This window comes from Paenibacillus thiaminolyticus (genome assembly GCF_003591545.1).
Lineage (GTDB): Bacteria > Bacillota > Bacilli > Paenibacillales > Paenibacillaceae > Paenibacillus_B > Paenibacillus_B thiaminolyticus_A.
On the sequence record NZ_QYZD01000002.1, the window covers coordinates 315476 to 339770 of the forward strand.

General features: G+C 60.8%; 16 protein-coding genes. 3 read left to right on the forward strand and 13 right to left on the reverse strand.

What is annotated here, in order from left to right; genetic code table 11:
- Positions 1-708: 708 nt before the first annotated feature.
- From DQX05_RS04380 to DQX05_RS04405, 6 genes are all read right to left on the reverse strand, one after another.
- Positions 709-1194 carry a hypothetical protein gene (locus DQX05_RS04380; RefSeq protein ID WP_119791185.1) on the reverse strand — a complete coding sequence of 162 codons (486 nt, stop codon included), beginning with the start codon at positions 1192-1194 and terminating at the stop codon, positions 709-711.
- Between the two features lie 10 nt (positions 1195-1204).
- Positions 1205-2200, reverse strand: a complete 996-nt coding sequence (gene floA / locus DQX05_RS04385) for a flotillin-like protein FloA (RefSeq protein WP_119791187.1) — start codon at positions 2198-2200, stop codon at positions 1205-1207.
- A 133-nt stretch (positions 2201-2333) separates the two neighbouring features.
- Complete coding sequence (locus tag DQX05_RS04390) at positions 2334-3707, reverse strand: NfeD family protein (protein WP_119791189.1); 1374 nt, start codon at positions 3705-3707, stop codon at positions 2334-2336.
- Positions 3708-3859: 152 nt separating this feature from the next.
- On the reverse strand, positions 3860-4303 hold the full coding sequence (locus DQX05_RS04395; RefSeq protein ID WP_006676232.1) for a GatB/YqeY domain-containing protein: 444 nt from the start codon (positions 4301-4303) through the stop codon (positions 3860-3862).
- Between the two features lie 15 nt (positions 4304-4318).
- A complete protein-coding gene (rpsU, locus tag DQX05_RS04400) occupies positions 4319-4492 on the reverse strand; it encodes a 30S ribosomal protein S21 (protein ID WP_005547957.1) in 174 nt (57 codons plus the stop codon).
- A gap of 170 nt (positions 4493-4662) precedes the next feature.
- Complete coding sequence (locus tag DQX05_RS04405) at positions 4663-5013, reverse strand: histidine triad nucleotide-binding protein (RefSeq protein WP_119791191.1); 351 nt, start codon at positions 5011-5013, stop codon at positions 4663-4665.
- A 115-nt stretch (positions 5014-5128) separates the two neighbouring features.
- Here DQX05_RS04405 and DQX05_RS04410 point away from each other — a divergent pair, with 115 nt between their 5' ends.
- Positions 5129-5896: an alpha/beta hydrolase gene (locus DQX05_RS04410; protein ID WP_119791193.1), complete on the forward strand. Its 768-nt coding sequence runs from the start codon at positions 5129-5131 to the stop codon at positions 5894-5896.
- A gap of 103 nt (positions 5897-5999) precedes the next feature.
- Here the strand turns inward: DQX05_RS04410 and DQX05_RS04415 are convergent, their stop codons facing one another.
- The 5 genes from DQX05_RS04415 to addB all read right to left on the reverse strand — a co-directional run bounded on the left by DQX05_RS04415 (position 6000) and on the right by addB (position 19682).
- Positions 6000-6200: a hypothetical protein gene (locus tag DQX05_RS04415; protein WP_147385151.1), complete on the reverse strand. Its 201-nt coding sequence runs from the start codon at positions 6198-6200 to the stop codon at positions 6000-6002.
- A gap of 555 nt (positions 6201-6755) precedes the next feature.
- The gene (locus tag DQX05_RS04420; protein WP_119791196.1) at positions 6756-10247 is read right to left on the reverse strand and encodes an AAA family ATPase; all 3492 of its coding nucleotides are present in this window, start codon (positions 10245-10247) and stop codon (positions 6756-6758) included.
- Entirely contained in the window at positions 10244-11440 is a 1197-nt protein-coding gene (locus DQX05_RS04425) for an exonuclease SbcCD subunit D (RefSeq protein ID WP_119791198.1), read from the reverse strand. Before DQX05_RS04425 ends, DQX05_RS04420 begins: the two co-directional genes overlap by 4 nt.
- Before the next feature lie 351 nt (positions 11441-11791).
- Positions 11792-16159 (reverse strand): helicase-exonuclease AddAB subunit AddA, encoded by a 4368-nt coding sequence (gene addA, locus DQX05_RS04430; RefSeq protein WP_119791200.1) that lies wholly within the window; start codon positions 16157-16159, stop codon positions 11792-11794.
- Positions 16140-19682: a helicase-exonuclease AddAB subunit AddB gene (addB, locus tag DQX05_RS04435; RefSeq protein WP_119791202.1), complete on the reverse strand. Its 3543-nt coding sequence runs from the start codon at positions 19680-19682 to the stop codon at positions 16140-16142. Before addB ends, addA begins: the two co-directional genes overlap by 20 nt.
- Positions 19683-20004: 322 nt before the next feature.
- On the opposite strand from addB, the gene DQX05_RS04440 reads away from it, so the two are divergent.
- Positions 20005-20970 carry a DUF1835 domain-containing protein gene (locus tag DQX05_RS04440; RefSeq protein ID WP_119791204.1) on the forward strand — a complete coding sequence of 322 codons (966 nt, stop codon included), beginning with the start codon at positions 20005-20007 and terminating at the stop codon, positions 20968-20970.
- An 84-nt stretch (positions 20971-21054) separates the two neighbouring features.
- On the opposite strand, the gene DQX05_RS04445 is transcribed toward DQX05_RS04440, so the two are convergent.
- Entirely contained in the window at positions 21055-22443 is a 1389-nt protein-coding gene (locus tag DQX05_RS04445; RefSeq protein ID WP_397334877.1) for a class I SAM-dependent rRNA methyltransferase, read from the reverse strand.
- A 150-nt stretch (positions 22444-22593) separates the two neighbouring features.
- Here DQX05_RS04445 and DQX05_RS04450 point away from each other — a divergent pair, with 150 nt between their 5' ends.
- Positions 22594-23559, forward strand: coding sequence for a Na/Pi cotransporter family protein (locus DQX05_RS04450; RefSeq protein WP_119791206.1), 966 nt, complete (start codon positions 22594-22596; stop codon positions 23557-23559).
- On the opposite strand, the gene deoC is transcribed toward DQX05_RS04450, so the two are convergent.
- The gene (deoC, locus tag DQX05_RS04455) at positions 23492-24205 is read right to left on the reverse strand and encodes a deoxyribose-phosphate aldolase (protein WP_119791208.1); all 714 of its coding nucleotides are present in this window, start codon (positions 24203-24205) and stop codon (positions 23492-23494) included. The two genes, DQX05_RS04450 and deoC, sit on opposite strands and share 68 nt — an antisense overlap.
- Between the last annotated feature and the right edge of the window lie 90 nt (positions 24206-24295).

Here is a 24295-nt window from a genome sequence, read left to right on the forward strand (position 1 = left end):
TCCTTTGAGGTGCGCGTTGCGGCGGCTTAGGCGCATCGCTCCATTGCGGGACGCGTTGCGGCGGCTTGGGCGCTTTCCAGCATGACGCTGCTTGTCCGCTAGCCCGGCCAGGAACTAGGCTGCTGGCCCCTCGGGGCTTGGCGCAGCGCCCGAACAGCGGTTGCAGCGGACCTCGGGCAACCTAGCCTCCCGAGTTGGGGTGACCAACGGGCGAAGAAAGGAGGAGAAATCGGTAATGGGCAAGTCCCTTCCGGGCATATCCGATTGAAGAAGATGCTTGTTCGTGCGCGTGAACGCCAAAATACTGCAAATTTACAGCTTTTTCATCGACACTAAGTCGCCCCAAAAGAAATCCTGCAAATCGGCAGTAATATCACTCGTTATGGAGCAGTTCAGCAAAAATCGGGTCAAAAAGCTGCAGATTTGCAGCAATTCTCGCCCAAATCGCTTCAACACGATAAAAATACTGCATTTGAGCAGGATTGGTATATTAGACCGACAATCAGAGCCGAGAAAACCCGCTCTTCCCTGTGTTCACGCATCTAAAAAAGCCAAGCCCGCGAAGATTCGTACGGTGTCCCGTCACATCATCCCCGCGTGGGCCTGGCTTGTGGCTCTAAGAGCCGGCTAACAAAAACATAGTAACCCATGAACAGACGAACATCCCGACGATGCGAGAAGCCGCTTCATACCGAGTAGAGCACCAGCTTAGGAAGAGCGGCGGCCATAAGGCCGCTTGGCCCGCGGCGGTCCCAGAATCTCGGACCAGAGCACGCCCTTCAGCGCCTCCTCCGGGCGAATCACTGCCGAAGCTGCAGCGGCGGATTCCTTATTGCTTGACTCCGCATGCCGCGGGGCGCTGGCCGGACCCACCGAAGGCTTCATGGCGGCAATTCTCTCTTCCAACGTAATGTTGTCCGTCTCGTGGGATGCATATCCTTGGGAGAGACCGGCTTGGGAGCTGCGCTCCTCCGTATATACCCGGTAAGACCGCTCCTCTTCCATCAGCGGCTCGTCATCGTGATCGTCCGGTTCGGAACCCGGTCGTCCTCCCGCCGTATCGCCGCCGAAGCTCGGCATCCGATTGGCCGGTTTGTTGCCCTTCCGCAAGAGGGAGAACACGAAGCCAATCAGAATAACGGCCAGAAATGGGTTGTTCAACAGAAAACGCAATACCTTTTCAAAGATATCCATGGCTCATCGCCTAGCTTTCCGATTTGTTTTCGCTGCCGTTTTCGCCCATTTTGCCGAGCGTGCCGCGCATACGGGTGTCAGCCTCGATGTTTTTCAGGTTCATGTAATCCATGACCCCGAGCTTGCCAGTGCGAAGGGCATCCGCCATCGCGAGCGGAACATCGGATTCGGACTGAACGACACGGGCGCGCATCTCGATGACGCGGGCCTTCATCTCTTGCTCTTCCGCAACCGCCATCGCGCGGCGCTCCTCGGCCTTCGCCTGAGCAATGCGCTTGTCTGCTTCCGCTTGCTCGGTCTGCAGATGCGCGCCGATGTTCTTGCCTACGTCGATATCGGCGATATCGATGGACAGAATTTCGAACGCGGTACCGGCATCAAGACCTTTGTCAAGCACGGTTCGGGAAATGAGATCGGGATTCTCCAAGACATCCTTGTGCGAGGAGCTCGATCCGACCGTTGTAACGATACCTTCGCCGACGCGGGCGATGATCGTCTCTTCCCCGGCACCCCCGACGAGACGGTCGATGTTGGCCCGAACTGTAACGCGGGCACGAACCTTGACCTCGATGCCGTCCTTCGCCACGGCGGCGACGATCGGCGTCTCGATAACACGCGGGTTAACGCTCATTTGCACGGCCTGCAGAACGTCGCGGCCCGCCAAGTCAATCGCGGCCGCACGCTCGAATTCAAGGCTGATGTTGGCCCGCTGCGCCGCAATAAGGGCGTTGACAACCCGGTCAACATTACCTCCGGCAAGATAATGACTCTCCAGTTGGTTGATGGACAGTCCAAGCCCCGCCTTCGTCGCCTTGATCATCGGATTGACGATCCGGCTTGGCGTAACCCGGCGCAGACGCATCGCCACGAGCGTGATGATGCCGATGCGGACTCCGGATGCAATGGCGGATATCCAAAGCATAACCGGGAAAAAGCTGAAAAACACACTCAGAGCAATAACAATGAGCGCCCCGATTAACAGGGTGCTGACAATCGTTGGATCCATACGCAGTCATACCTCCAATTGTAATATGTAAATGCAGGGACTGCCGTCTAGCGGCAGTCAATTCTTTTCAACGATACAATGAAAGCGTTCCAGGGTCAATGAACAAACTGGGGACACTGAAACTTCCTCTCTCTCAAGAGCTTTCATGCGGGCTGACGACAATTCGCGCCCCCTCCGTCATCACGACAACGACCTGTTCATCCTTCGCGATAAAAGCGCCATCCGCCACAACATCATATTTATGGCCGTCGAGCAGGATGGTCCCTGACGGACGAAGCGGCGTAAGCGCCTTCCCGACCTTGCCAATCAGCTCCATATGATCGGTGCTTGACACATAGCCTTGCTCCGACGTAAGCGCATCCTTGAGGATGAACCGGTTCCAGATGCCGCGATGCTTGAAGACGCGGGCAATAATGACGACGACAACAACGGCTGCGACGAAGGCGATGCCCAAGGACATGAGCGCGTTCCCCGTATCGTAGGCCGCGCGGACGACCCCGGAAATCAAGCTGATCGCACCCAGGATGCCCAGAATCCCGAAGCTTGGAATGAACATCTCCAGCGCCAGCAGTACTAACCCAATCAGTAGTAATACGATGGTCTCCACCCCCGCCAGACCGGCAATAAAATGCCCGAAAAAGTATAGACCGAATCCGAGGATCCCGAGGATGCCCGGAACCCCGAAGCCCGGCACGATGAGCTCAATCGCGACGCCCGCGATGCCAAGGAACAGCAACAGCGTAGCGATCGCCGGTGTTACGAGATAGGCCGCGAGCCGTTCCGCGCCCGAAGGCTCGATGCGGATGACTTGGGCCCCGCCGAGATTCATTTTGGACAGCAAGTCCTCTACGGAAGAGGCTTCATATTCCAAATATCCAGCCTGCTTCGCCTCGTTGACGCTCAGGGAGAGAACCTCGCCCGGCTGCTTCGTGCGGTTCAACTGCGGAAGCTCCATCTTGGCCTGCAGATCCGCCATCGCCGTAGCGACACCGGTATCCCGGCCATTCTTCTCTGCGGCCGATACCATCTGGCTGACCCACAGCGCGACGGCCTTCGGATCATCCACATACTTGTGAGACGAATCGACCAGTGCCGCAGATCCGATAGCGCTTCCCGGGGTCATCGCGATTTCGTTCGCACTGAGGGCCAGGAAGCTGCCCGCCGAAGCCGCCTTGCCGTGAACGAGCACGACCGTCCGCGCAGGGCTCCCAATGATCCGCTGGCTAAGCTCCATCGATACATCTACATATCCCCCAGGAGTATCCATATCGAAAATGACAGCGTCCGGCTGAAGCTGCTCCGCCTCATCAAGCGCACGGAACAGGAAAGACTTCATGACCGGATCGACCGTCCCCTTGATTGGAATAACGACCGCGCTGCCCTTGCCCGCTTCTCCCTCGGCCTGAACGGACGAGACGACGGGTCCCAGCATGCCGAGCAGAACAGCTGCGGCCATCAGCCATAGGATGCCTATGGCTGCAAATCGATGCTTAAACGGGTGTTTCATTTCTCTAGTGTACCCCCTTCCCTATTCAGTTCAGTCTATGTAGTAATACGTGACAATCCTCCCGTCCGTTCCAGGAAATCGCTAGAAAAAAACACTCCCTTTCTTGAAAAAAGGAGTGTTTTTGTCACGTTACATAAGGCTGTCAAAGACGCTTACTGCAGATATTGTTGAACTATCGTATTGACCAGCTTTCCGTCGGCGCGCCCTTTTACCTTCGGCATCAGGGCACCCATCAATTTCCCCATGTCGGCTTTCGAAGAAGCACCGGTCTCTTGGATAGCCTTCTGTACAATCTCTTTAATTTCTTCTTCGGAAAGTTGGGCAGGAAGATACTGCGTCAAAATCTCGATCTCGTCTTTCAATGAATCAGCTAAATCGTCTCGACCTGCGCTTTCAAATTGTTGGAGGGCATCTTTCCGCTGTTTGATTTCACGACCTAGAATCTCAAGCACTTCATCGTCATTCAAAGTTCTCTTAACATCTATCTCAACATTCTTGATCGCTGAACGTACCATCCGGATGGTGGAGAGTTTGAACTTGTCTTGACTTTTCATCGCTTGCTTCATATCTTCGTTCAATCTTTGGCTAAGATCCATTGTTGCGTATTCCTCCTAGAACTTTCTCTTGCGGGCAGCCTCGGACTTCTTCTTGCGCTTAACGCTTGGCTTTTCATAGTGCTTACGCTTTTTAACTTCAGCCAATACGCCATCTTTTGCAATGGAGCGCTTAAAGCGACGAAGTGCAGCATCGATTGTCTCGTTTTTGCGAACTTTCGTTTCAGACACCAGTTTTCCCTCCCTCCGACCAGACCGTCCAAGAACAACAACACGGTTATCAAACTACATTATATGTGATTGTAAAAGTGAGTGTCAACCTTGGCGGCGCATTCTAATCTACATTTATGCATCGGAAAGCAGGAATAGCGAACCGGAGGCTGGAATCCCCTTCCAATCCGTTATGCTTTAGGCCCTATCAGAGCGCCCAGCGGCTCTCCTCCCAGCAGGTGGTAGTGAAGATGGAACACAACCTGTCCGCTGTCTTTCCCGCAGTTATTGATCAGGCGGTAGCCTGAATCGGCAATCCCCATATCCCGGGCGATCTGCTGTGCAGCCAGGTGGATTTCCCCCATCAGGGAAGCATCCTCTGCTTGTAGATCGTTCATAGTTGGGATATGCTTTTTGGGGATAATAAGAATATGTACCGGCGCTTGTGGCGTAATGTCGTGAAAGGCGACGACATGATCATTTTCAAATACCTTTTTGGAAGGGATCGAACCTTCGATAATTTTGCAAAAAATACAGTCCATTTGAACGGCCTCCTTCAATGTTCTCACCATCTGATAGTGGATCAGTCGGTTAATCTCGGATACTGTTATCATATCAAAAACTAAGGTCTGGGCCAACTGAAAGGAGGATATCCCGATGTCTTCACCCCTTGACCAGCCGATGCGCCGCAGAGGTATTCGCATCCTTATCGGGGCCGCTGCCATCCTGCTTGTGCTCGCCGCCGCTCTCGCCATCTATTTGCGCCCTTACCCCGCGGGCACGAAGGCGGAGCAAGCCATGGCTCCCGGCAAAGATGTTACCGTCACGAAGGAAGACGGCGTACTGCGGTTCGAGACGACAGCCGAGCCGGCGGCCAACTTCATCTTCTATCCGGGAGGATTGGTTCAGCCGGAAAGCTACGCGGTGCTGGCTCGCTCCTTGGCCGCCCAAGGGGTCAATACGTATATTATCGAGATGCCGCTCAACCTGGCGGTGCTCGATATCCAGGGCGCCAAGCGCGCGCTTCCGCTGTTGAATCCCCGCGGGATCAATATTATCGGCGGTCATTCGCTTGGCGGTACGATGGCGGCTGAATATACGAAGAACAATACAATCAACGTTCAAGGCATCGTGTTCCTGGCCTCATACCCCAACAGCGACATCAGCCGTCTGAACATCCCGGTTCTGTCCATCTACGGCTCCCAGGATGGGGTGCTCAATCTGGAACAGTATACGAACAGCAAATCCTATATGCCAGATTCCTTCGTGGAGCGTGTCATCGAGGGAGGCAATCATGCCCAGTTCGGAGATTACGGCATCCAAAAGAAGGACAAGGGGGCGACTATATCAGACGATGAGCAAATTCAGGAAACAGTCGGCACGATCGTTGATTGGATCGCCGCGCTAAATGCATCCGGGACGTAAAAGAAGGCCTGTCTGGAGCAGTGGTTCGCTCGAAGCAGGCAGGCCTTCACCAAACACTAATACGGCAGCAGCGCCAAAGGCGTCAGCGCAATCAGCGGCAAAATCACCCGGTTGAACGGCCGGTCGTAGCCGAGTGGGTAACACCCCGGATAATAGCCGCCGTAATAATTGCCCGGGTAATATCTGGGATAACCTCGCCATAATATCCGTACAGCACATAGGCGCGACCCATCGAAGCCGCCGCTCCCCCGTAATGCATCCATCGCCCCGCCGGAACCGCAAGGTGAAGATGCTCCTCGTCCACACACTCCACAACGCCGTAATAACAGCAGCCGGCTTGTGTGTGAACCTTCTACGTACGGTGAATATGCTTAATGCACAGTTCTTACATCGGGTGCTTCTCTCCCGCCGCGTCCCCTTTCTTCTCAACGGGAGCTTGACAATCGGCTTCACGCCCGTAACCTTCTTCTCCATTACGCTCTCCCGCTTTCTGCACGAACTATTACTATACGATACTGTATTGCCCAATCGCCCAGAGGTGCAGAGGAGGGAACGGCTCCAATCATGGCGGTATCCAAAAAAACGGCTGTCAGCACCCGGAGGCTTACTTAACTCGAAGCATATGCTTTGCAAAACAAAAAAAAGAGCACCTCGTCCCCCGCTAGCAAGCGGGCAGCGTCACGGACGCTATGAACGTAGTGCACCTGCAAGCGAAATGCGGCTGCAGAGAGCGCGCACGGCTTGCAGAAGCAGTACGGTCATCGAGGTGCCATTGGATAAGATGTCGGCTATCTGTATTATAACAGCGGGTCATAACTGTTACTGTGACGAACATCACATCCCGTTCGATCGCACCGCTTCAATCCGCTTCTTCCATCTGAATGCGGGAACCCGAACCGGTCAGCTCCGCCGGCAGCACGGTCAGCTTGCGCGCCAAGCGGGCCCGAAGCTCAGGCACATGGCTGATAACCCCGACTGCCAGCCGATCATGATGAAGCTTCTCCAGCGCGGTGACGACGGTGTCGAGCAGCTCGGGGTCGAGCGTACCGAACCCTTCATCCAAGAAGAAAAATTCGAGCGGATACATTCCCCGCAATTGAATCTGGGCCGACAAGGCCAGCGCCAGCGCCAAGGAGGTCAGGAAGGTCTCGCCTCCGGACAGCGTAGATACCGGCCGCCGGATGCCTCCATTGCCGTCGTCCCGGATGACGAAGCCGCCTCCCGAATCGACTTCGAGCGCATACCGCTGCTTGGTCAAGCTTTTCAGCCGTTCCGACGCTGCCCGGCTTACCTGCATCAACTGCTCCTCCGCGATGAACTCGACGAAGGCGTTGCCCCGGAATATGCTCTGCAGCTGCTGGAGTCTTCCCAACTGCTCCTCGGCGCGCACCCGCTCGCCCTCGAGCACCATCCAGCGCTCATGCTTGCTTCGGATATGCTCGGCGTCGCGTTCGGCTCGGGCACGGCTTCCGAGCGCCGCTTCATCGCGTTCGACCGCCAGCTCCCACTGCTCCTTCGCTTCCTGCCACTCCACGGCGGAGACCGTACGGCCGCCTAGCTGCTCCTCCAGCCGGGTCAACCGCGCTTGAAGATCGCGCAGTTCCTCGTCATATGCCGCCAGCTCGCCTTCCAGCTCCAGGCAGCGTTCCGGGCCGCGGCGCGCCGCCATCACTTCATCGGCAGCCTCGAACGAGGAAGCCGCAAGCTTCACCGTCAGACGCTCTCGCGCAACGTCCGCACGCTCGCCCAGATCGGTCCGCTGCTGCTCCGTCAGCGCCGCGATCCGTTCCGCCTCTCCCTGGGCCTGGCGTGCTGCTTCCGCCTCTTTCGCCGTACGGGCGGCATGTTCCCGCAGCGCGTGCAGCTGCGCCTCCGCCTCTGCGGCCTGCCGTTCAATCGGTGGGCCGCCTGCCCACGGCTCCAGGCGCTGCCCGTACTCAGACAGCAGCCGGTTGACACCATTGAGCTCGGACTCTGCCTGAACGCGCTGCATCTCCGCCTGCTGGCTCTCCGCTTCGAGCTGACGCAGCCGCTGCTGCATATCCTCGACATAGACTGCCCCTTTGTCCAGCCGGGCCCGGCACTCGTTCACGAACGCTTCATCCTCACGCCACCGCTCTGCGATCGCCTCCATCTCCCCCAAGCTCCAGCCGGCCGGCTCATACCTGGCTGCCCACCGCTCCGCTGAACGGGCATATTCGGACCCTGCCCGCTTCCATTCGGCCTCGCCTTCCCGCCGGGCGGCCTCGGCCGCTTCAAATGCCGACCAGGTCTGCTGCAGCTCCCATTGGCTATCTGTAATCCGGTTCAGACTCTGCTCCATGCCGCGTTCCCAGGCAGCGGCCCGCTCCTGGAGGCTCAATATCGCCGCCTCCCAGGAGGCATCCGCTTCATCCGCTTCTTGCCCGCCCGGGCCGCTAGGGCCGTCCGGCTCACCCGGTACCGGAACGCCTTCCTCCAAGGCCGCCGCCATCTGCGCCTCCGCTGACGGCAGGGAGGCAGCGCCCTCTTCCCAGAGGCGAAGCATCGGCCGGAGCCGGCTGTTCAGCTCCGCCATCCGCTCGCTCCATTGATGCACCGCGCCGGCGCAGCGCTCTTTGCCCTGCTCGGCCAGTCTCACGGCCTCCCGCCGCTTGTCTCTCGCTTCCTCCCATTCCGTCCAACCTTCGCGGACCGCTTCCGAAGCGGAAGGCATCTGCGCCCGATGAGCATGGCACGTCGAGCCGCAGACCGGGCAGGGCTGCCCATCCTCCAGCCGGGAAGCCAGCTTGGCCGCCATCTCCTCGGCTGCCTGCTGCCACTGCCGCTCCCTCGCGGCCGCCAGCTCGCGTTCCGCTTCCTCCAGCGCATCGCTTGCCTGCGCATGCAGCCGCTGCCACGCCGATTCGATCCGCCGGCCCTCCAGCGCCGTCGCCTGTCCGGCCAGCACATGGCCGGTTAACGTCTGCAGCAGTTCGAGCCACGTCTGCCCGGCCTGCTCCGCCCGAGCGGCCAGCTTGCCGCAGCTGTCCTCCTGCTCCCGGCACCGGTCGTACTGCACGGTCAGCAGCTGCCGCTCGCTCACAGCTTGCTGGAACCGGTCGCGTTCCTCTGGCGGCTTCTCCCGCGCCTGCATCGCTTCGCGCAGTTCCGCCTGCCGATCGGCCGCCTTGCGCAGCATCTCGCGGGCCCGGGCCGCCTCCGCTTCCGCCAGCCCTGCCCGGCCGGCGGCCTCGGTCCGCTTCGCAGTCCACTGCTCCGCCTCTTCCCGCAGCCGCACACTGTCCTGATACAGGCGGACCGCTTCCTGCAGGCGGGCATGGCGGCTCATCAGCTCCGGCTCCTCCGCTTCCTTGCGCCGGAGCGTATCATCGGCCGCCCGAATCGCCTGCGCCGCCCGCTCCGCAGCTGCTGCGGCGGCGTCCCGGGCCGCCTCATGACCGGCGGCCGCCTTCTGGAGTCGCCCTTCCAGCTCTTTCATCTCATTTACATAAGGAAGCAGCGCCTCCGCCTCCCGTGCCCGCTGCAGCTCCGTCCGATCCGCCGCGCGCTTCGGCGCCTCCTGCTCCAATTCGCCCCGTCTGGCGAGCAACCGCTCCTGCTCCTGAAGGCGTTCCCGCAGCTCGGTCAGCTCACGGTGAACCCGTTCCGCTTCCAGACGGGCGGCTCTAGCCTCCTCAGCATGGCGCACCGCAGCGACCAGCAATGTCTCCGCCTCACGGACCGCTTCTGCGGAGGCGTCGCCCAGCCCTTGCTGCTCGGCCAGGCACGTCTTCAAGCGGACATCCGTTTCCTTCACGCGGCGGGCCAACCGGGCGGCCAGCTCATCGCCGTATTTCTCCAGGGAGAACAGCCGCTGCAGCATCTGACGGCGCTCGCTTCCCTTCAAGGAGAGGAACTCGGCGAATTTCCCCTGGGGCAGCACGACCGCCCGCGTGAAATCGTCCATCTTCAACCCGATTTGCTCTTCCACGCAGCGGTTCACATCACCCAGCTTGTCCGCCAGCACGATATCGCCTTCCGGACGGAGCTCGATGAAGCGAGTCAAGGTGCTGCCCACCGTCACGTCGCCGGTGCGCTTGAAGCGCCGCTCGACCCGGAACGTGCGCTTGCCGGCTGCGCCGTGCAAAGCGAAGGTGAGGGAGACCGACAGCATGTTCTCCATCTGGTTGAGAATTCCTTGCGTGCCGCCGGCCGCACGCTCGACCTTTCCGTACAGCGCCAACGTCATCGCGTCGAGAATGGAGGATTTGCCGCTTCCCGTCGGACCGAAAATGCCGAATAGCCCGGTCTCGCACAGCTTCTCGAAATCGATCCGCTGCTCATCACGGTAGCTCTGAAGTCCAGCCAGCCTTAATTCGATTGGCTTCATGCGCTCTCCTCCTTCTCAGTTGCTTCAGGCTCAATCAGTTCGAGGAAGCAGGCGACTAGCGCGTCATCCGGCTGAGCGCCGCCGGTCTGCCGCTCATAGAAGCGGCGGAACATCTCCTGCACCGGCAGCTCGCTCAGTCGCACCTCGTCCTCCGTCTCCCGTTCCGCTTCCGCATATACCGGCCGGATATGAACGATGCCGTCATGGGCGCGGCGCAGCTTCTGAATCTGCTCCATCGTCAGCGCCTCGGTCAATGTCAGGCTCACATCCAGCCAGGCGCGGCTGTCGCGCCCTTCCTCGATCCAGCGCATCACTTCCTCATAGCCTCCGCGGGCATTCCATTCCGCAAGCGGACGGCCGGACGACAGATAGCGCTCCTCGGGCACCGCTTCCGCGCCGGGCGCCAGATCGAGCAGCGTCACCGACTTCGCCTGACCGGCCTCCGAGAAGCTGTAAGCGAGTGGGGACCCGCTGTAGCGGATGACTCCCGGGCCCTTGACGTACTGGGGCCGGTGCAAATGCCCCAGCGCCGTATATTGGGGCACGGCCGGCGCGCCCTGGCAGGCGAAGGCGGTCGGATCGACCGTATAGGCGCCCCCGACCTGAATCGGGCGCTCCGAGTCGGACTCCGCCCCGCCCAGCACATACAGATGGCTCATGGCGAGATTGACCGCCGTGGGCCGGAACCGCTGCGCCTGCCGAGCCAGCAATTGCGACACGCGGGCGCTGTAGGCCCGGCGCACCGCCTGCTCCTCGGCCTCATCCGACAACAGCTCGCCCAGCCGCGCTTCCGACGGGTACGGCAGGGCAGCGATGACCGCTTCCTCCCCCGTCCGCGCGCACGGCACGACGACCGCATCCAGCGTCGGCTGCCCGATAAGGACAACGCCCCGCTCCCTGACGAGCGGGGCCGAGGCAGATAACCGTTCCGGATGGTCATGATTGCCGGAAATAATGACGATCGGGCGGCGGCCCCCGTCCGACAAGCGGGCCACTCCCTCATAGAACAACTGCTCCGCGGCAGCCGGAGGATTGACCGAATCATAGACATCCCCCGCGATCAGAACGAGATCGATCCCCTCCTCCTCGGTCATCGCAACCAGTTCGTCTACGAACGCCGCCTGCTCCTCCAGACGGCTCCGCCCTTCCAGCGTCCGCCCAAAATGCCAATCCGCGGTATGTAAAATACGCATGAATCTATCACCTTCCTCGCCATACGAAATCAAACCAACTATAGAAGCGCCGCCCAACCTGAGCGGCTCTGCCGCCACCCCAGCCTTACGCCGGGCCGAACGACGCCCGCAACACGAAGGCTATCCCTGCCCCCGCTAGGACTTGCGCAGGAGCAGCGCAGAGCGCGGGACATCGTGCAGGCGGCCTCAGGAGCCCTAGGAGGCCACAGAGCCACAGAAGGCCCTAGGAGGCCACAGAGCCACAGAAGGCCCTAGGAGGCCACACAAGGCCGCGGGAGGCCGCAAGGAAGGCCGCAGGAGCAGGAGAAGACACAGGATACTGCGGGAGGCCGTAGCCGCCCGCCGCTCCGCTTACAGCTCGCAAGCCTGCTTTGCGTCAAAGAAGTACAACACCTTCCGCTTCACCGGCCGTTTCCATATCTCTTCAATCGCCCGCGCATACAGCTCCAGCTGGAACCGGTAATGCTCCGTCAGCCCGCGCAGACCGCCCCGATGGGCCAACACTTTATCCGTCTTGTAATCGAGCAGAACCAGCTCGCCGTTCCATTCGAACAGGCAATCAATAATCCCTTGCACGAGCACCGTCTCTTGATCGAGCTGCCCGGATGAATCCATCGCGGCGAAGGCCGGGGTCGCGACGAAGCGCGGCTCATTCCCCGATGCGGAAGCAGTCCCGCTTCCCAGCGCTTCGGCCGCGGCCGTTACCGATTCGCGCCGGCGAAGTCCCTCGATCGTGTACGCTTCCGTTGCTGTCAGGCCATAGCTGAACGGCAGCTCCCGCTTCACCCACGACGCTTCAGCCAGCTGCCGGCCGACCTCACTGTCGAGGAAAGCGGCGACGCTCTCCGCATCCAGCGCATCCGCCTGTACCCGGGTCATAATTAGCCGGGCTACCAGATCGTCCAGAGTATGATTCACCTCGGCCGCCGTCAGCGGGCGATCCAGCGGAAGATGCTGCATCAGCAGATGATAGGCCGTCCCCCGTTCGACAGGCGTGATGCCGCGCCGTTCCATGAACTTCGGACGCCGCAAATACAAGGTGCGGGACGGATCGGAATACGGTCCGGACGCCGCCTGATCGCCGCCTGCAGCCGCTCCCGCCGCAGCGGCCGGTTCAGTGCCGCCTATTGCCGCATCCACGGCCTCTAGGCCACCGAGCTCCGACGCCGTCTCAACCGCTTCTTCTTCCGGCCCGGCCGGAGCGCCAAGCCAGTCCTCCGGCGGCCAGTCATCGGAAGCGGCCAGCCACTTCATCTCCGTAACCGATGTCTTCGACGGCAGCAGCGTCACGATGCGGTGCGGATCGCGCCAGGATAGCCGCTCCCCAATCTGCTCCGCCCATGCGGAGCGGGGGAAATCCTCCGTCTCCAGCCAGCGCAGCGCCTTCATGCGGCGCATCCGCTCTTCATCTACCGGCATCTCCGCCAGACGCTCGTCCGCCGCAATGACGGATGCCGGCACCAACGCGAGCTGCCACCGGGACGGATCATCCAGCAGGCATACCCCGTTCCGGTTCGGCAGGCCGGCATACCGGCGCCACTCAGCCGCAGCCGGGTGCCGGATGATCGCAGGCCCGATCCAGTCGAGATACGATCGGGCTTCCGCCACCACATAATCCGGCAGCAACAGCCGCTCGACATCAAGCGCCTCGCCCCATTTGCGAATCGATTTCTCCGCATCCTGCACCGTGCCGATCAGAATCAGCTTCTCCTTCGGCCGGGTGAGCGCCACGTAAAGCACGCGCTGCTCCTCGGCCAGCAGTTCCAGCCTCATCTGCCGGCGAATGGCCAGATTCGGCAGCGTCGGGTAAGCGACCCGCTTCTCCTCATCGATGTACTTCGGTCCGAAGCCGAGATGCTTGTGCATCAGGAAGGACGCGTTCAGATCCTGCTGATTGAACCGCTTCGACAGCCCCGCGACGATGACGACCGGGAATTCGAGCCCTTTGCTCTTGTGAATCGTCATAATGCGGACGACGTCCTCCCGCTCCCCGAGCGCGCGGGCCGTCCCAAGGTCCCCGCCGGTATCCCGCATCCGGTCGATGAACCGCAGGAAACGGAACAGTCCCCGGATTGAAGACGATTCATATTGCCGGGCGCGATCATACAGGGCGCGCAGATTCGCCTGGCGCTGCAGGCCGCCAGCCAGCCCCCCGACCCACTCGTAGTACCCTGTCTCCCGGTACACTTGCCAGATCAATTCGGACAGCCGCCCTTGCCGTGCGGCATTCCTCCACTGCTCCAGCCGGTCGAGGAAGCGGCTCAGCTTCGCTTGCCAGTCCCCGCGGTCTTGCCGAGGAGCCGAATCCGCGGCCTCATCCACTGACAGAGGAAGCTCCAGCTCCAGTTGCATCGCCGCCGGAGAGCCGTCCTGTGCTTCCGCCCGCGCCGCTTCCATAACCGCGTAATAGAACGGCTTGCCCTTCCCGTACAGCCGAATCCGGGCCAGATCTTCCTCCTGCAGGCCGACGATAGGCGAACGAAGCACCGCGGCGAGCGGAATATCCTGCTGCGGATTGTCGATGACGCGCAGCAGAGACAAGACGATCTCCACTTCCGTCGCCGTAAAATAACCGGTGCTGAACTCGGCATAAGCCGGAATCCCTTCCCGTCTCAGCTCCTCCATCATCAGCGGCGCCCAGGCTTGGGTCGACCGCAGCAGAATAACCATATCCCGGTACGTGACCGGGCGCATCCGCTTCTGATCCTTGTCGTACACGAAATAAGGGGGTTCCCCTTCGTCTCCCGTCATGCGCCGGATACGCGAAGCGATCGCCCTCGCTTCCAGGCGCGCGGTCTCCAGCTCTGCGGCATCCACCGCCGCCCGTTCCGTCTCGCCGTCCTCATCCTCCGCCGCCTCGTCTGCCGGGGCGGGCACGCCCTTGTCAATCAGCAGCAGCTCGGTTGCGAAATACGGCAGACCAAACTCGTCCCGATCGCGGCGGCTCTCTGCCGCGATCTCATCGGCGGACGGGTAGGACGCCCCGCATACGAGCTCTGCCGCGGAATCATAGGTCAGCTCCGCCACGTCCGCGTTCATAATCTGGCGGAACACCATGTTGACCGTATCGACGATACCTTGGCGGCTGCGGAAATTGCGGGCCAGATCGATGCGGATGCCATCCCCCTGGCCTTTCTTCCCGTAGGAGGTATACTTGCTCTGGAACAATCCCGGCTCCGCCAGGCGGAAGCGGTATATGCTCTGCTTCACGTCGCCTACCATGAACCGGTTGCCCTGTCCTGGCCGGGTAATCAAGTCCACGATCGCTTCCTGAACCATATTCGTATCCTGATACTCATCGAGCAATATCTCGGCAAATTGCTCCTGATACAGCAGCGCCGCTGCGGACGGCACTGGCCGTTCCGGCGTGGAGGAAGGATCGCGCAAAATGCGCAGGCAGTAATGCTCCAAATCGGCAAAATCAAGCCATCCCTTCGCCCGCTTGGCCGCCTCGAACCGGGCACCGAATTCGCTGACGACCGAAGTCAGCGCTTCGAGCACCGGCCGGATCGCATGCAGCTCCTGCAGGAACTGCTCCGGCGTCCGGCGGAACAGCTCGTCGCGCACCTGCTGCAGGCGCTTCTTCGCCTGATCGCGCAGACGCTTCACTTGCTCCTGCAGCTCTTTGTCGTATTGATCCCCGCGGCAGGCCGCCAGCCGTCCGAAGCTCAGCAGCCCGAACGACTCATGCATCCGCTCCCACGGGACGGACGAGGCCGCATCTGCCAACGCGGCCGCTCCGGCCAGCTCCTGCTCCAGTGCGGCGCGGTACGGCTCCGGACCGCCCGGAGCCGTCGTCAGCGAGTTTGCCTGGCGCAGCAGCTCGACGATGCCGTTCAGCGTCAACCGCGCCGCCGCCATAATGCTGTCCGCCCATGGGGAGCGGCCCAGTTCTTCGATGTCCGCCGGGCTGAACGAAGCCGTCATGCTGTCCAGCCATTCCTCCGACCACGGATGGCTGCGGGAGAAATCATAGAGCCGGTGGACGAGCCGAAAGGCGGCTTCGTCATTGCGCTCTCCGCTGAACCAATCGACCATCCGCGCAAAGGCCGGTTCCTTGCTGGCATAGCGCTCTTCAAAAAGCTCCTCCAGCACGTCCTGGCGCAGCAGCTCGATCTCGGTCTCGTTCGCGACCCGGAAGGCCGGATCCAACTGAACCGCCTGGAAATGCCGCTGAATAACCTCCAGACAGAAGGAGTGCAGCGTCGTAATCGAGGCGCGGTTCAGCAGCGCGAGCTGGCGGCGCAAATGCTCCGAATCCGGGCTCGCCTCAAGCTTGCGCTCCAGCGCCAAGCGGATCCGCTCGCGCATCTCGGCTGCGGCCGCCTTCGTGAAGGTGGCGACAAGCAGCTGATCGACATGCAGCATCGCCGACTCGTCGCTGATGCGGCGGATGATGCGCTCGACCAATACTGCCGTCTTCCCGGAGCCGGCTGCCGCCGCGACCAAAATGTTCTCGCCGCCGTCGACGATCGCCTGCCACTGCTCCTCGGTCCACGTGCTCTCGGCCGGCCTCGGCGGCAGCTCTGCAGTCGCTTCTCCCACAGACGCCGCTTCGGCTGTCAGGACGCGCGCTTCACCATCCTCCCGGGCGGCAGCGGCTGGCGGCAAGTCCGCAGTTCCGCCGGCGGCAGCGGCTGACCGCAAGCGGGAGCTCCCGCCGGCCTCGCTTCCGTTCTCGTATTCGCTGCTATTCCGTTCATCGCGGTTCTTGTCCATCGTCCGCTTCGCCTCCCTTCAGCTTCGCCCATGCTTCGTCTTTGCCCAGTCGCGGCAACAGATGATATTGATTGCCGTCAACCAATTCGTCGAATTGGCAGACCGGCTTGTAGGAACAAAAATCGCATGCCGTCGCCGTGCCGCTCCGGTACGGTTCGATCAGCACATCGCCGTTCGTGATGCGCGTCCCGATATCCCGGATGACCGAACGGACGGTCCCCCGGAGGAGCTCCCACTGCTCTTCCGTAGCGACGGAGGAATTGCTGTAGAACGATCCGTCCGCCTTCACCGCCAGCGGAAGCACCTGGGAATGCCCTTGCTCCACCGAGCCGTCCATGAGGCGGACGGTCTCGCGGTCGGCCAGGACGAGCCCTTTCATTTTGAATCGCTTGAGCAGCTGCTCGTAAGCCTGCTCCTCATTCAAGCCGTTGGCCGCCTGGAGGAGCGGATTGTGCACGTGGAAATAAAGCGTTCCGGCAGCAATCGCCTCCGTGCCGAGCCACTCCTCCGCATAGGTAAGGAGCACATCCAAATAGGTCAGCATCTGCAGCGACAGCCCATAATACACTTCATGGAGAGCCAGATCCGTCTGGCTCGACTTGTAATCGATTACCCGCAGCAGGACGCCCTTCTCCCCCTCCGCCTTGTCGACGCGGTCGATGCGGCCGATAATCTCCATCGTGCAGCCATTGTCCAGCGTGAAGCGGAGGGGCGGCAGCGGCTTGTCGGGACCGAAATCCATCTCCAGCGCGGCCGGCTCGAAATGCCCCCGCTTGGCATGCTCGCCCATCACGGCCGCGGCCCGTCCGACGATGCGCTTCAGCTTGCCCGATATATGGCCGTACCGCTCGGAGCTGAGCAGAATCTCCCCTTGAAGCCGGGGAGCCAGCAGATCGACGATGCGATCCGCTTCCGCCTCGCATTCCTGGGGCGTCAGCTCCCCCCAGGAGCGGTGCTGGGCCTGCAGCTCGCCGGCGAAGCGGCTTAGCGCCGCATGGAACAGCTGGCCGATGTCCGGCGCCTCCAGCCGATACAGCCTTCGTTCCTTCAGCTTCAAGCCATGGGAGGCAAAATGCGAGAACGGGCAGGCGACGAACCGCTCCATGCGGGACACGCTCGTCCGCAATAGCTGTCCGTACAGCTTCCGGCTCGTGTCGGCCGTCAGCGCCTGCGCCTGGTTGCGGTAGGCGAGCGATCCGAGCACCGTCTTCAGCCGATCCCGCCAGGCCGGCTGCCCTGCGAACCACCGGTACACATCCCACCACAGATTCGCGATCGGGTGGCCTTGCCGCCACTCCCTCAGTCGGGCGATTAATTGTCTAAGCGCCGCTTCCGGATAGGCGATGAAAGCGGCCTGATCCGCTTCGGGTACAAATTCATTCGGCTCCGCCAACAGGAGCTCCTCCTGCATGCCCGGGAATAGCCCCCGGATCTGCCGCACCGTCTCCGAAGGGAGCAGCGAGCGGCCTTCCTCGTCGGCCAGCGCATAGCTAAGCCACAAGCTCTCGCTCGGAGAAGTGAAGGCATGATAAATGACGAAGCGTTCGTCCAGCAGCTTGCGCCGAATGCCGGGCGCCAGCTCCATCCCGATCGTGAGCAGCAGATCCCGCTCATACTCGGTCAGCAGCCCATCCTCTATCGGGCGCGCAGGCATCACCCCGTCGTTGACTCCGAGCACGTACAAATGCTTAATCTGGCTCGAACGGGTCCGATCCATAGACGCGATCAGCACCTGATCGAGCGCGGGAGGCACGAGCGCCAGCTTCACGCTCTCGAAGCCGGTCTCCAGCATTCCAGCGAACAGCTCGAGCGGCATCTTCTCTCCGCCCAGCATCTCAACCATCTGGTCCAAAATATCCAGCATCTCCCCCCAGATCTGGCGATGCTCCCGGGAACGCTGCACGTCGCCGTCCAGCAGCGCCTCCTGACTCATCCGCTCCAGCTTGTCTGGCACCCCCAGACGGATCCAGAACGTGTACAGTGCCTCGCACATCTCCTGCACATTCCGGCTCCGCGTGAGCGATCGCTGCAGCGCGGAGAGAGGCTCGACAATCCGGCGGCGGCACTGCTCCGCCCATTCCGGGGCCTGCTCTGGCACGCCCTCGGCCGTCTCGGCGGCGTTCGGATCGTCAGGATCCAGCGACTGCCGCGGTTCGGCAGGCCACGGGCGTCCATTCGTCCATTTCGAGCCCTCGATGCCGCAGGCCAGCACATAGTTCTCCAGCCGATCGAAGGATTCCCTCGTCACGCTCCCGTCTTCCGGCAGGACGAAGTCCGTCTTCACATAGCGGAATACCGCATCATAGCGCCAGTAGCCGATCAGGATGTCCAGTGCGGCGCGTGTCATCTCGACGAACGGATGATGGAGCACCGCCTGCTTCTGATCCGTGAAATAGGGAATGCCCGCGTCGCCGAAGACCGTATCGATCAATTCCGCGTAATCCGGCAAGTTCCTGACCATGATGGCCATCTCCCGCCAGCGGACGCCCTCGCTCTGTGCCCGGCGCAAAATGTCGCGTGCCGCCCCTTCCACTTCCGCGCGGCGGTTGACCGCGGCATGAATGCGAATCTCCGCCCGCTCCCCCGCGGGGGAGGCGGGGCGGTAAGCCGAACGCCGGTCGAAATGGCGCTCCAGATGCGAGAGCATCGGCGAGGAAGCGAATCTTGGCAATCTGCCCTGCCCGCCCAGCTGTATGACTTCTCCCATATCGACGCCGAGCGTATCGGCGATGCTGCTCAGCTTGAGAAAAGTCGTCGCCGTAGGATGGAACAGGTTCAGCTCATGCGGCTCCTCCCCCAAGGCGTAGGGCCGATCCAGGCAGAGCGCTACGGTGACATGGCGGGCATGCAGCAGCAGCGATGCCAGCACGGCATACTCCTGAGGCGTGAAGCCGTTGAACCCGTCAATCCATATCTCCGCCTGCCGGACATAGTCCGAGTGCGGAATGCCTTCCGCCAACCGGACAAGCACATCCTCGCCGTCCAAATAATGCTGCTCCAGCTCTGTCTCGAACTCATGCAGCACGGCGGACAAATCGTGCAGCTTGGCCGACAGGAGCGGCTGGCCGTCCACATGCTCCTGGACGAACGCAGCATGCTCATCCACCTCGGATGCCTGGATTCGGTACCGCTTCATCTCGTCGAACAGATCATTCAATTTTTCGATGAAGCCGAATTGCTCCGCCGCACCGGCGAACAGGGGCAGGTCGGACTTACGCCGCTGCAAAATTTTGTACAGCAGCATCTTCTTGCCTTCCTCTCCAATCGGCGTGAGCGCCGTGCCGCCGGTCTCCTGCATAACGCGGTACGCGAGGCGCCGGAAGCTCAGGACTTGCGTCCGCAGCATCCCCGACAGCCGCTCCGAGGTGACGAGCGCGTGCTCCGCCTGGAACGTCCCCTGCTCGGGCACGAGCAGAATCATCGGCGGACCTTCGGGCTGAGTCTCCAGCCTCTGCCGGATCTCATTCAGCAGATGCGCCGACTTGCCGCTCCCCGAGCGGCCGATTACGAAATGCAAAGCCAATGTGTATCCCCCGCTTTCCTGTACAACTGACCAATGGATATGTACGTTGCCATGCCATATGCTGGCTGCTTCCACAAATGCCATGTATAAAAGTGTATTTACAAATCGCAAGAAAGGATTAAAAATAAGAATAAGTCCAAAAAGACCGGATTCCCGGTATTTCCTCATTAGACAGAGACTGCGCAATTCGTCTCTTTTACGGAAACCTTGCTTTATTATAGCATATTATTGCGAGCAGACTGGAACACACGTTTGGAATGTGCAGGAAGGAATTCAAGCCCCTGGCTGACGATACCGCCGGAGAGAAAAGGAGGTACACCGCGTGATTCATATCGTAAATGGAGATATTGTGGCAGAACGGCTACGGCCGGTCGCCCGGGAGCGCTGGAACGAGGATGTATGGGTCTATCACGAGCTGCTGACCGAAGGACCCGTCTATCCCATCTTTGAACGTTATTTGGCGTATCGCGCGCTTCAATTGGAAAAAATGTGCGGCCTGCCCGCATCCCTCTACCTGCAAATGAGCAACGAGCAGGAGCGGTCCTGGAAAGCGGATGTGCTGCAGCACCCGGAAATCGCCCTCTGGTTCGAGCATGATCTGTTCGATATCACGATGCTGCTGCGGTTGACTGAGCGTCTGTCCCGCGAGCATCCAGAAGCGGCCGTCTATTGGATCGACATAGCGGCCGTGCCCGGGCATGACCGCTATGACGGCTTCGGCGCCCTCGATGCGGAGCAATTGGCGCGCTACCGCGAGCTCGGCATCCGGCTGAACGTGGAAGCGATCACATGGATGCACCATACCTGGCTTGCCTATACAAGCCCGAATCCGCGCAAATTGGTGCGTTGGCTCGAGGAATCCGGTACCGTCGAAGCTCCTTATGATGCGATCGTGGAAGCGATGCGGTTCCATCTCCGCCGCTTCCCTTCGCGCGAAGACGGGTTGGGCGCCGTGGAGCGGCTTACGCTGGATGCCGTCGCCGATGGTGCCAGCTCCTTCCTGGAGCTGTATCAGCATATCCGGCCGCATGTGCCGGAGTACGGACTCGGCGACATGCAGTACTGGGGATATTTGCGCCGGTTGATTTCCGGGGAAGCGCCGCTATTATCCCTGTCCGCGGCATCCGACCCGATGCCCGAGCCGCTGCGTCCGGTCGATCCGTCCACCGGACGGGTGGTGCTCACCGAGGCGGGCCGGAGAGTGCGCAGCGGCGAGAGCAATTGGGCCCGCGAACGGGGATATGCGCGCTGGCTTGGCGGCGCCTTCGTTACCAATCCGGCTCCATAGACCGCCGCTTGTCCCTTCCACATCATACCGCAACCGCAAGAAGCACCTCCCGGCACATTCGCCATGAGGTGCTTCTTCATCATGCTATCGTCTGGAGCGAACTTCGAAAATACCGAATTTCAAGTAATGCCCTTCTTCGACGCCGGCTACCTGCGGATGATCCTTCCCCGCCGTGCGCCAATCGATAAGGCGCAGCACCTTGCCCGCGTCATGGGCGGCGTCCTGGATCGCCTGCAGGAAGCGCTCGGGCTTCATATGATAGGAGCAGCTCGCCGTCACTAAATATCCGCCCTCATTGACGAGCTTCATCCCGTGAAGGTTGATATCCTTATAGCCGCGATACGCCCCTTCCACCGCCTGTCTCGTCTTGGCGAATGCGGGCGGATCGAGAATGACGACATCCCAGGTGCGGCCGCCGCCTGCGGCCATCGGCTTCGACGTATCCGTCTTCGATTGGCTCGTTCCGCGCTCCCTCCGCTCCTCTCTTCCCTGCACTTGCTCCCGCAAATACGCAAACGCGTCCGCCACCACGAATTCCACCCTATCCGCAAATCCGTTCAGCTCCACGTTGCGCTGCGCGCTCTCGATCGCATGCTCAGAAATATCGAGACAAGTCACCTTCTTGGCCCCATATTTGCAAGCATGCAAAGTGAAGCTGCCCGTGTGAGAGAAGCATTCCAGCACGGTAGCTCCGTCCCACCATGGAAAGGTTACTTCCTTGCCGTTCGCATTGACCGGGACGGTGCGTACGCCTGCCTCTGTCTCAATATCGGTCAGCGTAATCCCGCTGCGCGCTCCCCATCCGGTCATCAGCGGCGCTATCGCCGCCCGGTTCTCACGCTGGTCGAAGAAATAGCCCGTCTTCTGCCCTTCGACAATATCGATTTCAAGCTGCAGTCCGTTCTCGGTAATGAGCACATGGCGCGGCCATTCCCCGTACAACGCGCCCGTTCTCTGTTCGAGGCCTTCCTTTTCCCGAATCGGCACATCGCTTCGTTCGTAAATGCCGCGCGGATTCATCACCTCGGCCAAGGCCTGCACAATCGCATCGCGCGCCAGGTCCATTCCGAGCGTCAATATTTGCACGACGAGCACATCGCCGAACCGATCCACGATCAGCCCCGGAAGAAAATCAGCCTCGCCATAGACAAGCCGGTATGCCGTCGCTCCCGGCAGGAACCGGTTGCGATGCTCCAGGCACTGACGCAGCCGCTCCTTGAAAAACCCGGTATCCATCGCGTCCGCGGGCTGATAGCCAATGACGCGCACAATGATTTTGGAAGCGGGGTTATAGTATCCTGTCGCTACATATTGGCCTTGGGCATTCATGACATCGACCAGCGCCCCCGGCTGCGGATTGCCCTCCACGCGCTCGACTTCGGATTGGAACACCCATGGGTGCCCGTGCTCCGTCCGTTTTTTGCGATTCCGGCTCAAGATTACTGTTGCTATTGTCGATTGCTTCAATTGCATGTCCCCTCTCGGCTTCAGCCGGGCTTGTCATTGTTGTCCATCCGCAAGCATACAGTGACAGTATAGGCTGATCACTTATTCTCTCTCCAGCTGTTCCAGCTCGAATGATAGAACCCGCATTTTGTGTGGAATGACGAAGGAGTCCGGCATATGTTTGCAGAAATCTGGTATCCGCTGCTAGGCGGAATGGCTGTGTTTCTTTTTGGCATGAAAACGATGGAGCTCGCGCTTCACGCATGGGCAGGACCTTATTTGAACCGCTTCCTCCACCGTTCCACACGGACGCCGCTGCACGGCATGCTGTTCAGCTCCGGCATGACGGCGCTGCTGCAGAGCAGCACCGCCATCACGGTCATCACCATCGGGCTGGTGAACGCCGGGCTGATGAGCTTCTCGCGCTCGCTCGGCATCATCCTTGGCACCAATGTCGGCACCTGCCTGACGACAGAGCTGATCGGCCTCAACATCAGCCGCTACGCGCTGCCGCTGCTCATTGGCTCGCTCGCCTGCTGGAGCGCGGCGATTCTGGGCGGCGAATACCGCCTGCCCCTGCCGAAGCGGCTCGCCCCCCTGCTGCATCCGCTGCAGTTCGGCTCGTTGGCCGCTGCCGGATTCGCCCTCATTCTGCTCGGTATCGAATGGATGAAGCAGATCGGGGGGCCGCTGCAGCATCGCGGCATGTTCACCTGGTTCCTGGAGCGGTCCAACGACAGTCTTCTCTGGGCGCTCGCCGCCGGTATGATCATTACGGCTGTCGTCCACAGCAGCGCGGCTATCATCGTCATGGCGATGGGCTTGTCCGCTACCGGCGCCCTGCCGGTCGAGGTTGGCATAGCCATCGTCATCGGCTCCAATGTCGGCACCTGCTTCACGGCGCTCATCGCATCGCTCGGCGGAAGCCGCCACGGCCAATTCGTCGCTTGGAGCCATATCGTGCTCAATGTGGGCGGAGCGATCCTGTTCTATCCGCTAATCGGCCAGCTCCATGCGCTGTCCGCCTGGTTCACCGCCGATCCGGCCGCCCAGATCGCCCGGGCCCAGACGGTATTCAATATTGCGGGCTCTGTCTTGGCGCTCCCGCTGTGTTATCTGAAGGTGTGGGACCGGCTCCGGTAACGATCGCAATCCCCGAGCTCGTTCCGATTCGGGTCGCTCCGGCCTCGATCATGGCGAGCGCCGTCGCCGTGTCTCGGACGCCGCCTGAAGCCTTCACGCCGATATGCGGCGACACGTTCGCGCGCATAAGCCGGATATCCTCGACGGTAGCCCCGCCGCGGCCGAACCCGGTCGACGTCTTGACGAAATGCGCCCCTGCAGCTTCCGAGGCTTTGCATGCCTCGATCTTTTGACTGGTCGTCAGCATTCCCGTCTCCAGAATGACTTTGACGATAGCCTTCCCTTCCACCATGCGGACCACTTGGGCGATATCGGCTTCCACCGCCTTCACGTCACCTTCAAGGAGGCGGCCGATCTGGAGCACCATATCGATCTCCGACGCTCCGTCTTCCACGGCTCTTGCCGCTTCGAACGCTTTGGCGGAGGACGCGCCGGCCCCAAGCGGGAACCCGCATACCGCCGCGATACGCACGTCGGAGCCGGCAAGACGCTCGCGGCAGAGCGGAACCCAGGTTCCATTGACACAGACGCTGTAAAAGCCGTGCTGCCGCGCCTCGACGCACAATTTCTCAATATCGCTCCGCACCGCTTCCGGCTTGAGGAAGGTGTGGTCAATCAGACTAGCCAATCGGATTTGTTCGTTCATCTGTAATCACCCTTCGCAATCAGATTAGACTTGAAGCGTACGATCACTGTACCTATTCACCTGCGTGTACCTGTTGCCGACGTCTGCAGC